Genomic DNA, 15,070 nt, shown 5'->3' with positions numbered 1-15,070 from the left:
ATAACCAATCAACTATTCCTTAAAAACCACACCATTAGAACCAATGTAATACCAATCTTTTTTGGAAGTTTCATAAACACCAATAATCTCAAAATCTGGTGAAGTATAATCACCAAAAGTTTCAGATCCAAACGAACCTGCATACTTGGCTTCAAAATAACGCTTGCTTTTCGGAAAATAAAATCCCTTAAAGTCGTCTAAAAATAAGGCGCAGTACGTTGCCGTTTTCGACATCATTTTGTGTATTGCTGGCACTAGTACCGTTCCGGTTTCATCAATAATTCCGCACTTACCTTCGGCATTTTTGAACTTCAAAATAAAATGCTGACTGCTTGTTTTTTCATCATAGTAGTCGTCTAAAAACTCTACTTTTAAATCCATTCCTTTAAAACTATTTTTAGATTTTAAATTTTCAAATCCATACTGATAACCCTTTTTATTCGCCGCTCTAAAAATATAAGCATAGTCAAATTCATTGTGCCGTTCAATCCAATCATATTTGGTACTTACATTGTCAGGCACGGCAGTGCTTCGGTCTTGCAATTCTTCAACATAAGCAACGGTATCATATTTTATATCATCTTCGTCATTATAAACTGGCGTATACACATAGTTCGTTTCTTGCTCGCTAACTACCTTCCACTTACACAATTTGTCGTCTTTTGAAACATAATTCAATTGATCATAAAGCAGCGGAATCACAATTTTGCCATTGTAATCTGCCAATCCAATCTTGCCATTTTTCTGAACTACGTACGAATCATTGCGAACTTCTTTGATACTCTCATATTCTACTGCAAGGTAAATTGTATTAAAATCCCTCAACCCCATTTTACCATTAGCATCAGTCAAAGTAAACCGATCCGAATCGTATTCAAATCTAAAATCGCGATACTGAATGGGAAAAAGAAAAGTATTGTCTTTTAACAATAGTCCAACTTTGTTATGCTGAAAAACTTTACTGTAGTGTACCGAAACCTCTTTTTTTCTATTAAACACGCTTTTAAAAAGAGTAACACTATCATAAACTGGAGCAATCACAATTTTGCCAGTACGATCGCTAAAACCCCATTGCGAGGCCTTTTTGTAAGGTACTAAAATATCTTTTTCTTGAGCGGTACAAACCCAACTCATCAAAACAATTGCTATAAATAAAATCTTTTTCATGACTTACTAAATTGGAACGTGAAGGTACCTTTTTCTAAAGTTCGGGTTACTTTTTGTTGATTTAAATATTTATCCAAAGTTTGGTAGGCTTTGATAAAACCATTTTTAAAATTCCAATTGGTGAGTTTTGGATAATTCTTTTCATCCAATTCATAGCGCACCAAATTGAATTTACTCGCACTAGAATCGTAATAAAAACTAGAAGTGTTTGAAGTGTACAGCAACTTAGGTTGGCTTTCATCACATTCACTCATGCGAATAGTTTTTGATTGAAGCACGGTCAATTGACTGTCTTCCAACCTACAATCGTATACTTTCTTCAAATTGTAATTAAAAAACTGGGCATTCACACCGTTTTTATTGACTTCAGGATACACATACAACAGCAACGTTCCATCTTCACTGGAATAGGAAGTTGAAGTGAAATTTTGTGTCTTCTTGTCAAATCGGTCGATGTAAACACCATCTTGCGTGATTTTATATGGAAAAGTGGTTGCAATTTTAGTATCAAATTCAGAAATACTACTGTCTTTTATTTTGGGTAAAGAATCCAAACAAGCCCGAACAGCATCTTCTTTTTCTTTAAATGAAACCAAAATATCTTCCAAATTCGAAGCAACTCTACCTTTATCTAAAGTAGTTTTCAAATCGGATAATTCCAGTTCCAGTCCTTGCATAGACAACGCCACAATCTTTTTGGTGTTAGGAATGTTGCGCAGTAAACCCATATCTTTTAAGTAACTGACAAATTTATCTTCAACTGGAACACCATCGGTTACCCAAATTTTGAAATCTAAAACATCATTATCCAACGAATACCGTTCGGCTTTTTGTCCAAAAATAGTTTTGAAAGCACCATCTTTATAAAAACCCCCTTTGGGAAACGCTTCTTTGAACGTATAATACTTTAAATCAAATGCTTCGCGAACCACGTACAGATCAAACTCTTTGAAATAGGCCATTGCTTTAGCCGTTTTGTTTCCATAAAGTAAGCGGTTGATGACAAAATAGTTGCCATTGTCCAAACTAGAAAACTTAATTTTGAACTTCTTGTTTTCGTCATTTTGCAACAGTATTTTAGACGAAACTTCCCAGTCTTTATCCTCAATTTTAAAAATAACATTCTGACTAAAAGAGGCACTAGTCAGAAAATAAAGAACCAACAGAATTTTAAATCTCATTTCGATAAGTTTTAAGGCATTCAAAGATACACTATCGAAATGGCTACACAAAAAACAGCATTAAGATTGTGTTTTTTGTTTCATAAATAGCCACTTTTATAGCTCAAATGATTTGGAAATGATAAGGAACTTTGTGATTGGTATCCAAATTGAAGCTTTAATAAAACTTTTAAGAATCCAAAAACAGTTTACATTTATTTAGTCAAAAATAATATTTAAAAAAATCTTTAAAACAATATATTTGAAATTAAAACCTACATCCAACGCAACTCTTTGCATCTTTCGACTATGAAAACCAAAACTCCAATATGCATATACTTATCCTGTATCCTACCTTTCATCATTGTATTTTCAAATTTAACAAATAAATTCCTTACGCACTAAAGTAAAACTACCTGTTTTACAGTCCGAAGAGATCTTTGGCATTTTTTGTGCTGTGTTGTGCAATAACATCCAAACCAACACCTTTAAAATGCGCAATAGTTCCAGCTACATAAGGCAAAAATGCAGGCTCATTGCGTCTTTCGTGGTATTTCGTCAATTCCGATTTAGGTACATTCTTAGGTAACATAAAAGGTGCATCGGTTTCAATCATCATGCGATCTAACGGTACGTATTGAAGTACTTCTTTCAAATGCGCAAAGCGGTTGGTATCACTTATCGCACCAGTAAATCCCAAATAAAACCCATGGTCCAAATAAGTTTTGGCTTCTGCAAGAGTTCCTGTGAAACAATGCACTACGGCTTTGGGTAATTGAGGTAAATACGCATTAGTGACTGTCATAAAACGCTTAAAAGCCGCTCTTTCATGAAGAAAAAGCGGTTTTTGAAGTTCTATTGCCAATTCGAGTTGCGCTTTATAACAGCTTTCTTGCACGTCTCTGGGAGAGAAATCCCGGTCAAAATCAAGTCCACACTCACCTACCGAAACTACCTGTTTTAGTTGCAACAATGCTTTAAGTTGTGCAATACTTTGTCCGTCAAAACTCTTAGCTTCGTGTGGATGAATTCCTGCTGTGGCATATAAAACACTAGGATACGCTGCGGCAATCTTAGCCGATTCCTGACTGTTTTTTATGCTCGTACCTGTGAGTATCATTTGTACCACATCGGCATCCAGTGCATTTTGAATGATGTCGTCTGCATCATTATGGAATTGCCTGTTTGTAAGGTTGATTCCTATATCTATATAATTATTCATACTTTTCATTATTTAAAATTTAATTGTTTCTCCAACTTAAACTAGTTGTCTTAAAATCACACTACCGTCAGTTCGAGTAGTTTAAACAGCATAGTTTTTAATGAATATGCCTCTGCTAGACAAGGTTCTCGATACTATTATCTAAGCAAAAAATTAGCATTTTTTGTTTAGAAAATCACTCGAACTGACGAATGTGCTTATAATGAACTATAAAATTCTAAACGTCATTCTATTCCTACCGTGAGTTCGAGTAGTTTAAACAGCATAGTTTTTAATTACTATGCCAACGCTGAACACTGAATACTGAATACTGAGCACTAAACCCTAATCCTCACGACTTCCATCATCCGCCATTCGAACTAGTTTCGGAGTGAACTTCGCCACAACATCCACCAACTCTTCCTGTGCAGCCATCACTTGATGAATGTCTTTGTATGCCATAGGTGCTTCGTCCAAACCAGCGCCAATCAAGGTTACACCATGATCTTTCAAAATGTCTTGCATTGCTGTTTTTGTAATTGTTTTTTCAGCTTGCGTTCGGCTCATTTGTCTTCCTGCGCCGTGTGAAGCCGAGTTGATGGCCTCTTCTTCACCTTTTCCTCTTACCAAAAATCCAGGCGCAGTCATACTTCCTGGGATAATTCCCATTACACCTTTTGCTGCAGGCGTAGCACCTTTTCTATGCACAATTACTTCTTTGTTGTTCCAAATTTCTTTCCAAGCAAAGTTGTGGTGGTTTTCAACTTTGGCTAAAACAGTCGCACCAAGTGCTTTCTCCATTTTTGTATGGATAATTTCATGACAGGCCGAAGCATAATCGCCAGCCAAGTTCATGGCAATCCAATATTCCTGACCTAAATCGGTGTTCAGATCCAAATACGCTAAGTTTCTTGCAACTTCGGGTAATTTGCACACGTCTTTAGCGATTTTAGTGTAATATCCAGCAACAGTAGCACCAAATCCTCTCGAACCCGAATGCGTCAACAAAGCCACATATTTTCCTTTGGGAATGTTTAAAATTGCGTCTGCTTCCGCAAATTCCATAATCCCGAATTCCACAAAATGATTTCCACCACCAGACGAACCCAATTGTGACCACGCTTTGTCTTTCAAGTTTTTAATAAAAGAATGTTCGGCAAACAATGGGCTTTCCAAAACCGAATGATCCGATTTGTACTGACCTTGGAACCCATGACCAGCTCCAAACTTGGTATGCGCAATCAATTCACGTTTGAACTTAGCTTCATTTTCAAAATAAAACGCTTCCGGAATATCATAAATCGACAACGCCATTCTACAACCAATATCAACCCCTACACCATACGGAATTATGGCGTTTTTGGTAGCCAAAACTCCACCAATCGGTAAGCCATAACCTTGATGGGCATCCGGCATTAAAGCTCCAGCAACTGTTACCGGCAATTGCATCGCAACTTCCATTTGCTTTTTGGCACCTTCTTCTATATGATCCAAACCATAAGCCGCAAATGCATTCGGATTCGGATTTAATTGAATAAAATCTTCAGGCCTTTCATTCGCTTTTTCTATCAATGCAACCGCCAATTTGCTAAAAATAGCATCATCGATATAGCTTTCTGGAGTTTCAAGAACCAGCTTAAAATGAGTCAGCATCTGGTCGCGATTGAAACCGTTTCTTTTGCTGTTAATTTTCAAAGCAATTCCGATAATTTGTCCTTGTGGAAACCCTAATTCCATTAGTTCGTATCCGTTGATTGGTGTTTTCATTTTAATTTTCTTTTTGGCTAACCTGATGTATTTCCTCTGAATAAATCAGGTTTGTTATTATTTCTTTACAAATATTTCAAAAGTAGTGCGCAATTATTTTGCGTAGTTATTTTTTTATTTGAAAATAAATTTAAAAATAATTTTATGTATCTTGTAATCAAATCGATTACTATGAATTCGTTCGACCTTTTTTTAAATACATTAAAGAAAATAACTATGTTGGAACCTCAAGAGGAACAACTATTTCTAAAAGCTTTTGTGCCTTTTTATTTAAAAAAGAATGAATACTTCTTGCAATCTACACAAGTTAATACGCGATTGGGATTTCTTTGCAAAGGGTTGGTTCGTTACTATGTATTTAAAAATGAGGAAGAAGCTACTTTAGAGTTTACAAAAGAAGGCGAATTTGTTGCCGATTATGGAAGTTTTATTTCTAAAGAACCTTCAATACAAAACATTCAAGCGCTTGAAGATTGCGAGTTTCTAATTATTGATTATGACAAACTGCAAGAGCTTTATAAAATTTCAAGAAACGCTAATCTGTTAGGAAGAATTATCATTGAACATCGATTTATAATTATGGTCAACCAACTTTTAACAGTTCACAGATATGCGCCAGAAGATCGTTACCGCTATTTTTTGAAACACTACAAAGACTTGGCGCAACGTATTCCGCAATACCTAATTGCTTCTTATGTTGGCGTAAAACCACAATCTTTGAGTAGAATCAGAAAACGGATTATCTGATACGTTCTTAACTCAGGTGCATCAATAGTAAAGTAAACTCCTTGTAATTTTGGATTGTATTAATTATAAAACAAAATTACCATGACACTTACTATTATTTTTATTGTTTTTGGCTGTTGTTTCTTATTGGAGCGATTAACTCCGGGTTGGAAATTACCCGAAGTACCTACTTGGACTATACGCGTTTTAGCCGTTAATTTTATTCAACTTGGAGTAGTTACGCTTGCAGGTTTCACTTGGGAAGTTTGGCTTTCACAGTATTCTTTATTTCATTTATCGAATCATGTAAACCCATTTTTAGGCGGATTTATTGCCTATTTTATTGCCACATTTATCTTTTATTGGTGGCATCGATGGAGACATAAAATTGATTTTCTATGGACTCATTTTCATCAAATTCATCATAGTCCACAACGTTTAGAAGTAATTACGTCATTTTACAAACATCCGTTAGAAATGACCGTTAATTCTATAATCGGAAGTCTATTGGTTTTTACCACTTTGGGATTGAGTTTAGAAGCAGGAGGAATTTATACCTTATTCACAGCTTTGGGTGAGTTCTTTTATCATACCAATGTAAAAACGCCACAATGGGTTGGCTATATTTTTCAACGTCCAGAAATGCATCGAATCCACCATGAATATGACAAACATACCAATAATTATGGTGACATCGTTTGGTGGGATATGCTTTTTGGAACCTATGAAAATCCAAAAGAGTTTAAAGCTACTTGTGGTTTTGATACAGAAAAAGAACAGCGTTTATTGGATATGATTCAATTTAAAGATGTGCATAAAGAATAAATAATTATAAAAAGAGGTAATAGTTAGGAAGGATTTAATTTTCTTTGGACGAAGGAATCCTTTCCCGACGACACTCTTTTTTTTTAAGAGCAATAGTTTGTAAGTGATGTTTAGGATTCGAACCTAATTAAATCAACCAACGAAGTAACACTTACATTCGGCATCTTATTTTTGAAAAAGTGATAATTGACAAGAGGAGCGTTGGATTTTAAGTCGAAGTAGCTCTTGAACACGACATTTTTCATATTTTTTATAAAAGAAGTAACAGACGATAAGAGAAACGGGGCATTTCTAAGCCAGAGTCGAACTGGATAGCCTTGCTGGATTTACAACTTCGCTATTCCTCCCCAAATTGTGAAGAAGGAACTCTTATCTAACGACATTCTTTTTTATTTTTAAGACAAGGTAAAAAGCAATAAGTGACATATCGTGCTCTACCACTGAGCTACTCTCCCATTTTCACATTCTATTTGTGGAAGAGACGGGACTCGAACCCGCGACCACGTCATTAAAAACGAAGGAACACTTATCTACGACACTTGTTTATTTATTTTTATTTCAAAGAACTTATTTTATATTTAACTGAGGAAAAACAACATCCTTGACATAATCATTTATTATATATTTTTTCTCTAATTTTAATATTTGTTCTTTTCTCTTTATCAATTCAGGCAAAACTTTTTGTGCGTCGCTTTCTCGTTCAGTGTTTTCTTGTTTTGAAAACTCGTCGGATGGATAAGTCAAATCATAAAGTAGTACACATAATGTTTCTAATAATGTTTCTTTTTTACTTTCTAAAAAAATATCAGAATCAATGCCTGAAGTAATATTTATTAAATTATCCAATTCAGCTAAAATAATTGCTTCATCTTGATCTAGAAAATGTAAATTTTGATTGGTTCCCCATTCTTTGAAAATTTCATTATTATAAAAATTAATTTTTGGATAAGAAATAGAACTAAATGTTTCCGAATTACATTTTGTACATTTAAAATAAATAGATTTGTTGCTCCTCAATTCTTCAAAAGCGGCTTCTCTTTCTGAAATTTCTATTTTATTGCTATGTTGACATTCTTTACAAACTTTTGTAATTTTATATTCCATTTTTTATATTTTCTATTACAAAGATTCAAATACTACTGCGCAATTAATTTAATAATTACCTAATGCCAAACTCATTTTTTAAATAATTAATAATAGTATCGCCAAACATGATGATGTCTGAACCCCATACAGAAATTACAGGTGACAAATACTTATCTTTAAAAACAACTAATGCTCTATGACTATGAATGGGTACAAAACCAATTATTTTCGACGTATCAAATCCTCCTTCAGCAATAACAAATAAAGCATTATCATAATTTTCATTTATCTCTTCCAGTAACCATTTAGATTTTTCAAACTCATACGGATAATGATAAAAGAAACTCGAATGATCATATTCAATAGTACCATCTTCAGGATTTATAGAAATTTCTGGTGTATCTAATCCAACAAAAGTCAAAAGCATTTCTTTATAAAGCCAAGGAAATTGAAAACCAAATAGATTTTCTGCTTCCTCAATTTCTTTTCTACTAATTCCTTTATTAAACTTAGTATTAGGTTGTAACTGAAATCCCCAAACATGGTCATGAAGTTTTATCTTTTTAAACTTCTTTTCAATTTTATATTTTAATTCAACAATTTTCATAGCAGTACTTTCAATAAATTTAAATCAATCTGTTTCCGTCACTTAGAGTGTTCTTGACTAAAAAAAATAGTACTTTAACACAAATCCTCAAAGATAAAAAATGTAATGAGAAGCTTCAAACTACTATTTTTTTTATATTACAAAGATTTAAATACTACTGCGCAATTATTTTACGCAGTAGATTCTTTTTTTACAATTCTATTCTGTTAATGTAGTTCAAAGCATTACTTTTATCTTCTAAAGCATGCAATACATCAAATACTTTATCGGACCAACCTGCTATCAAATACACATCGTTTTTTTGCATATTTATTGGTGCTTGACCATAACCAGCAAGGTCGAACAAGTACAATTTGGCATTTGGAGCGATGTTTTTATATCTATTCCACGAATTAGCGAAAGTATGATTCGTTGCAGTACTGTTCCACATTTGAACATCGGTAAACAACATTATTTTATCAACACGCTCTTGTTTCTTGATTAAATCTTCTAGAACCAAATAACCATTAGTCGAATAACCTACTTCACCTTCGCGCTTATAATATTCATTTACATTACTCAAAACGCTTCTTTTTGGCATATTGATAATTTTCCATTTATCACCAAACATACCACTCACCACATTTTTACATCGGCTTTGCATCAACATACCCAACATCAAACCAATATCATACAACATGATTTTACTTTTTGGGGAAATTGGCTGTTGCATCGAACCCGAAACATCACAAGCCACTACTACCGAAGTATTCACATCAAAACCTTTTATGTTTTGAGCACTCACCATAACCGCTGTTTCCAAAGCATCCAATACCATCGAGGTATATTTCGATTGCATTTCTTTCAACTCACGGTAAGCCGCCAAAAATCGGAATGGCAATTGTTTCGAGTTCATTACGGCATTTTCATTTGCCAAATAGTTACACACTTTTTCAATATGAAAACCTGAAACATTTGCTTCCATAATATTTCTCAGGTTACGCATCATTGCCATATAACCCATTTTGTTACTATCAATCAATTCTTCCCATTTAGTGGTAACTGCTTTTTGTTTTTCAGCTTCATTATAGAATTTCACTTGACCTAATTGCGACAACTCTGTTTCCCAAGTATAAGGCGTTTGCAAAGAATTAGCAGCTATCTTATTGAACAACTCTTGCTGCGTATCGTCTTTTGCTTTTGGATGTACCAAAAACAAAGCATCTTTCAATTTCACTGCACCATCTCTATTGTATTTTGCAAATTGATATGCATCAAATTTGTTAAAAGAAGCCGCCAAACCTTTTTGAATTTGTTTCGACAAACGGTTCAATTTTTTAGTACCTTTTCTATCATTCGCCATTTGGTAGTAAGCCAACAACTCAGTGATTTCATCTGCACGTTGGATTACGTGAGTTATCATTTTGCTTATCAAAGCATCACCCGAATAAATTTTGGCCAATTCTACCACCAAAACCAAAGGCACCGAACGCATATTCATTTCATTACGTGCATACACTGCCAATTTAGCAACAAATACAGGATTGCTTTTTTGGATTAATGTTTTGATACGTTCCAATCGAGTGGTATCTTTTTCATAAAAAGTAGCACTCAAACTTGTAGTAACCACGGCGGCATACAATTCATATTCTGGAGTTAATGGAAAAGCAATAGCATTTTCATGGTTAACTATAGTGATTTTCTGTTTTGTCAAAAAATTAAATTTCATCTTTTCTAGTTTTTAAAAATTAAACAATCATTCGTTGTTTGCTTTCAACGGTACAAAGATTTCAAACCCACTGCGCAATTATTTTGCGTAGTAAAAAATAAACTCTAAATTTGATTTAAAATTATAAAATTAATACTTAACCTTAGTGTAACTTCGTGCAACCTTTGTGAGACTTTGTGTTACTACTTTTTAAAAAATGGCTCAAAACAAAAACGCATTAATACGCTACAAAACCATCGACAAGTGTTTACAAAACAAATACCGTCAATGGACATTGGATGATCTTATAGAAGCTGTCAGCGAGGCATTATACGAATACGAAGGCAAGGAAAATCCAGTAAGCAAACGCACCATTCAGCTAGACATTCAGTTGATGCGCAGTGAGAAATTGGGTTACAATGCACCAATTGAAGTTTATGAGAAAAAATACTATCGTTATGAAGACGAGGATTTTACCATAACCGATATTCCACTAACAGAAACCGATATCAATGTGCTAACAGAAACGGTTTCGATGTTAAAACAGTTCAAGGATTTCTCGCTATTCAACGATGTATCTGATATTTTACAGCGTTTGGAAGACAAAATCTACTCCGAAAAATCACATACACAACCCGTAATTCATTTAGACAAAAACGAAAATCTAAAAGGACTGCATTTCTTGGACCAACTATACCAAGCCATCATCAAAAAAGTAGTTTTAAAAATCACTTACAAATCGTTTACTTCAAGAGACGAAAACACGTTTCTGTTTCACGCTTTTATTTTAAAAGAATTCAACAACCGATGGTTTTTGGTGGGAAAAAAAAGAAGTACGGCACCAATAAGTAATTTGGCATTAGACCGAATCATTGCCATTGATTATGATTTTCAAACGCCTTATCTTGAAGAAAATTTTGATGCAGAAAAATTCTATAAAAATGTGGTTGGAGTAACCGTAAATACAGGATTACAACCTAAAAAAATAGAACTTTGGATAGACCAAACAAATGCACCTTATGTACTAACAAAACCTTTACACAACTCCCAACGATTAATAAAAAACAACGAAGATGGAAGTATTATAATCCACTTACTTCTAATAGAAAACTACGAATTAGAACGACTGTTACTCGGATTTGGCAACGGCATCGAAATCATCAAACCAGAAGGAATGCGCAAAAGAATGAAAGGGATTTTAGAAAAAAGCATCCAAAAATACAATACTAATTTAGAAACGTAACCAACCTACTCCGATAAAAAAAAAATGTAATCCAATTGATACGTTCTTCGAGTTTTGTTCGTATTTGATTCCTAGTTGTGGTAACTCAAGTTTGTATTTTTTTATTCTTTTTGCAAAAACAAAACACTTTTACGAAGGAATTACGAACAAAACGAACAGCAAACAAAGCTTAAAAAAACTTTTAGATAAGGGTAATTTATAAATAATGTAGAGACAATGTTGATTTACCCATAATACAACCAAATTGTTTTTTATAAACTCTCTTGTAAAAAACAAGTGACAAAAAAGCAACACAAAAAACAATACTTTACTGCTGTTACAATATGACTTTATTTTTTTTTAAAGCTAAAATACTTCTAATACCAAGTTCAAAATAAGAGTTATTCCAATCATGTTGCCATCAACTTAGGTTGTAAAAGGATTGTTCAGCCAAAAGAATTCCTAAAAAAGTCCTTAATATTTTAGGATTTAACGATAATTAACGAGAAAAAGTAGCAGTAATAAAAAAATTAACATAAATACTATGCGTGCATAATAAATTTTTTATATCTTTGAAATCAGAACTAAAACGTTATCGCAAAAGGATAACAAATAAACGTTAATTTTACATTATAGATAAAAAAGAACTACTGTAAAATCGTTAGATAAAACATGAAAGAAAAAACAATAGACTATATATTAAGAGCTACTTGGCAAGCCGTTTCGAGAATGTATAACGAAGAAGCTTCCAAGTTTGACGGTTCCATGGCAATTGGTTTTGCACTTTTAAGCATTGATAAAGAAGAAGGAACGCCATCTACAGCGATAAGTTCACGCATGGGAATGGAAGCCACTTCCTTAACAAGAACTTTAAAAACACTTGAAGAAAAAGGATTAATTGTCAGAAAGAAAAACCCAGATGATGGTCGTGGCGTCCTAATTTTCTTGACCGATTTTGGTAAACAAATGCGTGCACAATCAAAAGAAACGGTTCTAAAATTTAACGATAGCATCAGAAAAAACATATCAGAAGAGAAACTTCAAAATTTTATAGAAGTTGCTGATATCATTAACGATTTGATTGCGGAGAAGAAGATATTTTAAAGTAGATAATAGAGGAGAGACAGATAGATTATAGACAAATCCGAATTTAAGTAAAAGTCTATTATCTTTTAGTCTATTATCTCTTCTCTTAAATAAAAATAAACAAATGAAAAGATTAATCAAAAAAGTGGCCGTAGTTGGATCTGGAATCATGGGTTCTGGAATTGCGTGTCATTTTGCAAACATCGGATTGGAAGTATTGCTTTTGGATATCGTTCCGAATACTTTAACTGAAATCGAAGAAAAGAAAGGCTTGACTTTAGAAAGTAAGGTAGTCCGCAACCGATTGGTGAACGAACATTTAGCCAATGCTTTAAAAAGTAGCCCATCGCCTATTTACAATCAGAAATTTGCTAGCCGAATCACAACCGGAAATACAACGGATGATATGGCAAAAATTGCCAACTACGATTGGATTATCGAAGTGGTTGTAGAACGTTTGGACATCAAGAAATTGGTTTTTGAACAAATAGAAAAATACAGAAAACCCGGAACTTTAGTAACCTCAAATACTTCCGGTATTCCAATAAAATTCATGAGCGAAGGACGAAGCGACGATTTCCAGAAACATTTCTGTGGGACACACTTCTTCAATCCAGCACGTTATTTGAAATTGTTCGAAATTATTCCTGGTCCGCAAACTTCTCCTGAAGTATTGGATTTCTTGACTAATTACGGATCACAATTTTTAGGCAAAACATCAGTGGTTGCTAAAGATACACCGGCGTTCATAGGTAACAGAATTGGTATTTTCGGAATCCAGAGTTTGTTTCACTTGGTTACCGAAATGGGTTTGACTATTGAAGAAGTGGATAAGTTAACAGGTCCAGTTATTGGTCGACCAAAATCGGCTACATTCAGAACTGTTGACGTTGTAGGATTGGATACTTTAGTTCACGTTGCCAACGGAATTTATGAAAACTGTCCGAACGACGAAGCACACGAATTATTCAAGCTTCCAACTTTCATCAACAAAATGATGGAAAACAAATGGTTGGGAAGCAAAACTGGACAAGGTTTTTACAAAAAAGAAGGCAAAGAAATTCTAACATTAGATTTAGATACTCTTGAATATAGAGCAGCAAAAAAAGCAAATTTTGCTACACTAGAACTGACTAAAACCATTGACAAACCAATCAACCGATTCAAAGTTTTAGTAAAAGGAAAAGACAAAGCAGGCGAATTTTACAGAAAATCATTCTCCTCAATGTTTGCTTATGTATCGAATAGAATTCCTGAAATATCAGATGAATTATACAAAATTGACGATGCCATGAAAGCTGGCTTCGGATGGGAAAATGGTCCGTTCGAGATTTGGGATGCCATCGGAGTTGAAAAAGGAATCGAATTAATGAAAGCTGAAGGTTACGAACCAGCAGCTTGGGTTACCGAAATGGTAGCTTCTGGAACTACAAGTTTCTACGCTGTAAGAGAAGGTGCAACCTATTTCTACAACATTCCAAATAAATCACAAACCAAAGTTCCGGGACAAGATAGTTTCATCATTCTAAACAACATTCGTGAAACTAAGAAAGTGTGGAGTAATTCAGGCGCCATCATTCAGGATTTAGGTGACGGAATTTTGAACTTAGAATTCCAATCGAAAATGAATACCATTGGTGGCGATGTTCTGTCAGCCATCAACAAAGCAATAGATTTATCAGAAAAAGAATATCAAGGATTAGTTATCGGAAATCAAGCCGCCAATTTCTCTGTAGGAGCCAATATCGGCATGATTTTCATGATGGCTGTCGAACAAGAATATGACGAATTGAACATGGCAATCAAAATGTTTCAAGACACGATGATGCGCGTGCGTTACTCTGGAATTCCAGTTGTAGTTGCGCCACACGGAATGACTTTTGGTGGTGGATGCGAAATGAGTTTGCACGCCGATAAAGTGGTTGCTGCAGCAGAAACCTACATGGGATTGGTAGAATTTGGAGTTGGTGTAATTCCAGGTGGCGGTGGTTCAAAAGAATTGACCTTACGTGCCTCCGATTTATTCCATAAAAATGACGTTGAGTTAAATGTTTTACAAGAATATTTCATGACCATCGCCATGGCAAAAGTATCCACATCAGCTTATGAAGCCTTTGATACCGGACTTTTACAAAAAGGAAAAGATATTGTAGTTGTCAATAAAGACCGCCAGATCGCCGAAGCTAAGAAACACGCTTTGTTAATGGCAGAAGCTGGTTACACACAACCAATTCAGAGAAAAGACGTAAAAGTTTTAGGAAAACAAGCGTTAGGAATGTTCTTAGTTGGAACAAACCAAATGGTTGCTGGAAAATATATATCTGAACACGATTTGAAAATTGCTAATAAACTAGCTTACGTTATGGCTGGAGGTGATTTATCAGAACCAACTTTAGTAAGTGAACAATATTTATTGGATATTGAAAGAGAAGCATTTTTATCGCTTTGTACAGAAAGAAAAACGTTGGAGCGAATTCAATTTATGTTAACTAAAGGAAAACCTTTGAGAAATTAGATAATAGATAAAAGACAGATA

12 protein-coding genes are annotated in these 15,070 nt (G+C 34.2%); 5 read left to right on the top strand and 7 right to left on the bottom strand.

Annotated elements, in window-relative coordinates:
- Nucleotides 1-12: 12 nt before the first annotated feature.
- The 4 genes from ACZ098_RS16095 to ACZ098_RS16080 all read right to left on the bottom strand — a co-directional run bounded on the left by ACZ098_RS16095 (nt 13) and on the right by ACZ098_RS16080 (nt 5,295).
- On the bottom strand, nt 13-1,167 hold the full coding sequence (locus ACZ098_RS16095; RefSeq protein ID WP_487312789.1) for a WG repeat-containing protein: 1,155 nt from the start codon (nt 1,165-1,167) through the stop codon (nt 13-15).
- On the bottom strand, nt 1,164-2,348 hold the full coding sequence (locus tag ACZ098_RS16090) for a hypothetical protein (RefSeq protein ID WP_487312788.1): 1,185 nt from the start codon (nt 2,346-2,348) through the stop codon (nt 1,164-1,166). Before ACZ098_RS16090 ends, ACZ098_RS16095 begins: the two co-directional genes overlap by 4 nt.
- Before the next feature lie 400 nt (nt 2,349-2,748).
- The gene (locus ACZ098_RS16085; protein ID WP_487312787.1) at nt 2,749-3,549 is read right to left on the bottom strand and encodes a TatD family hydrolase; all 801 of its coding nucleotides are present in this window, start codon (nt 3,547-3,549) and stop codon (nt 2,749-2,751) included.
- 324 nt (nt 3,550-3,873) lie between these two features.
- Entirely contained in the window at nt 3,874-5,295 is a 1,422-nt protein-coding gene (locus tag ACZ098_RS16080) for an RtcB family protein (protein WP_487312786.1), read from the bottom strand.
- A 144-nt stretch (nt 5,296-5,439) separates the two neighbouring features.
- Here ACZ098_RS16080 and ACZ098_RS16075 point away from each other — a divergent pair, with 144 nt between their 5' ends.
- Both ACZ098_RS16075 and ACZ098_RS16070 read left to right on the top strand, forming a co-directional pair.
- The gene (locus tag ACZ098_RS16075; protein ID WP_487312785.1) at nt 5,440-6,042 is read left to right on the top strand and encodes a Crp/Fnr family transcriptional regulator; all 603 of its coding nucleotides are present in this window, start codon (nt 5,440-5,442) and stop codon (nt 6,040-6,042) included.
- Between the two features lie 81 nt (nt 6,043-6,123).
- Nucleotides 6,124-6,846, top strand: a complete 723-nt coding sequence (locus ACZ098_RS16070) for a sterol desaturase family protein (protein ID WP_487312784.1) — start codon at nt 6,124-6,126, stop codon at nt 6,844-6,846.
- A gap of 567 nt (nt 6,847-7,413) precedes the next feature.
- Here the strand turns inward: ACZ098_RS16070 and ACZ098_RS16065 are convergent.
- The 3 genes from ACZ098_RS16065 to ACZ098_RS16055 form a co-directional block, all read right to left on the bottom strand.
- Nucleotides 7,414-7,950, bottom strand: a complete 537-nt coding sequence (locus ACZ098_RS16065) for a hypothetical protein (RefSeq protein ID WP_487312783.1) — start codon at nt 7,948-7,950, stop codon at nt 7,414-7,416.
- 55 nt (nt 7,951-8,005) lie between these two features.
- Complete coding sequence (locus ACZ098_RS16060) at nt 8,006-8,539, bottom strand: SMI1/KNR4 family protein (protein WP_487312782.1); 534 nt, start codon at nt 8,537-8,539, stop codon at nt 8,006-8,008.
- A 190-nt stretch (nt 8,540-8,729) separates the two neighbouring features.
- A complete protein-coding gene (locus ACZ098_RS16055; protein ID WP_487312781.1) occupies nt 8,730-10,247 on the bottom strand; it encodes a TROVE domain-containing protein in 1,518 nt (505 codons plus the stop codon).
- A gap of 196 nt (nt 10,248-10,443) precedes the next feature.
- On the opposite strand from ACZ098_RS16055, the gene ACZ098_RS16050 reads away from it, so the two are divergent.
- The 3 genes from ACZ098_RS16050 to ACZ098_RS16040 all read left to right on the top strand — a co-directional run bounded on the left by ACZ098_RS16050 (nt 10,444) and on the right by ACZ098_RS16040 (nt 15,049).
- Complete coding sequence (locus tag ACZ098_RS16050) at nt 10,444-11,469, top strand: helix-turn-helix transcriptional regulator (protein WP_487312780.1); 1,026 nt, start codon at nt 10,444-10,446, stop codon at nt 11,467-11,469.
- A gap of 651 nt (nt 11,470-12,120) precedes the next feature.
- Nucleotides 12,121-12,552 carry a MarR family winged helix-turn-helix transcriptional regulator gene (locus ACZ098_RS16045; protein ID WP_487312779.1) on the top strand — a complete coding sequence of 144 codons (432 nt, stop codon included), beginning with the start codon at nt 12,121-12,123 and terminating at the stop codon, nt 12,550-12,552.
- Nucleotides 12,553-12,658: 106 nt separating this feature from the next.
- Nucleotides 12,659-15,049, top strand: coding sequence for a 3-hydroxyacyl-CoA dehydrogenase NAD-binding domain-containing protein (locus ACZ098_RS16040; RefSeq protein WP_487312778.1), 2,391 nt, complete (start codon nt 12,659-12,661; stop codon nt 15,047-15,049).
- Nucleotides 15,050-15,070: the final 21 nt, after the last annotated feature.

Source organism: Flavobacterium sp. SP2, assembly GCF_057626655.1.
The sequence above is the reverse complement of the archived record's forward strand: the minus strand, read 5'-3'. Positions and strand labels throughout refer to the sequence as shown.

Coding starts and splice junctions, on each gene's coding strand:
- ACZ098_RS16040 (WP_487312778.1), top strand. CDS start 12,659: ATGAAAAGATTAATCAAAAAAGTGGCCGTAGTTGGATCTGGAATCATG.
- ACZ098_RS16075 (WP_487312785.1), top strand. CDS start 5,440: ATGTATCTTGTAATCAAATCGATTACTATGAATTCGTTCGACCTTTTT.
- ACZ098_RS16055 (WP_487312781.1), bottom strand. CDS start 10,247: ATGAAATTTAATTTTTTGACAAAACAGAAAATCACTATAGTTAACCAT.
- ACZ098_RS16045 (WP_487312779.1), top strand. CDS start 12,121: ATGAAAGAAAAAACAATAGACTATATATTAAGAGCTACTTGGCAAGCC.
- ACZ098_RS16085 (WP_487312787.1), bottom strand. CDS start 3,549: ATGAATAATTATATAGATATAGGAATCAACCTTACAAACAGGCAATTC.
- ACZ098_RS16080 (WP_487312786.1), bottom strand. CDS start 5,295: ATGAAAACACCAATCAACGGATACGAACTAATGGAATTAGGGTTTCCA.
- ACZ098_RS16095 (WP_487312789.1), bottom strand. CDS start 1,167: ATGAAAAAGATTTTATTTATAGCAATTGTTTTGATGAGTTGGGTTTGT.
- ACZ098_RS16090 (WP_487312788.1), bottom strand. CDS start 2,348: ATGAGATTTAAAATTCTGTTGGTTCTTTATTTTCTGACTAGTGCCTCT.
- ACZ098_RS16050 (WP_487312780.1), top strand. CDS start 10,444: ATGGCTCAAAACAAAAACGCATTAATACGCTACAAAACCATCGACAAG.
- ACZ098_RS16060 (WP_487312782.1), bottom strand. CDS start 8,539: ATGAAAATTGTTGAATTAAAATATAAAATTGAAAAGAAGTTTAAAAAG.
- ACZ098_RS16070 (WP_487312784.1), top strand. CDS start 6,124: ATGACACTTACTATTATTTTTATTGTTTTTGGCTGTTGTTTCTTATTG.
- ACZ098_RS16065 (WP_487312783.1), bottom strand. CDS start 7,950: ATGGAATATAAAATTACAAAAGTTTGTAAAGAATGTCAACATAGCAAT.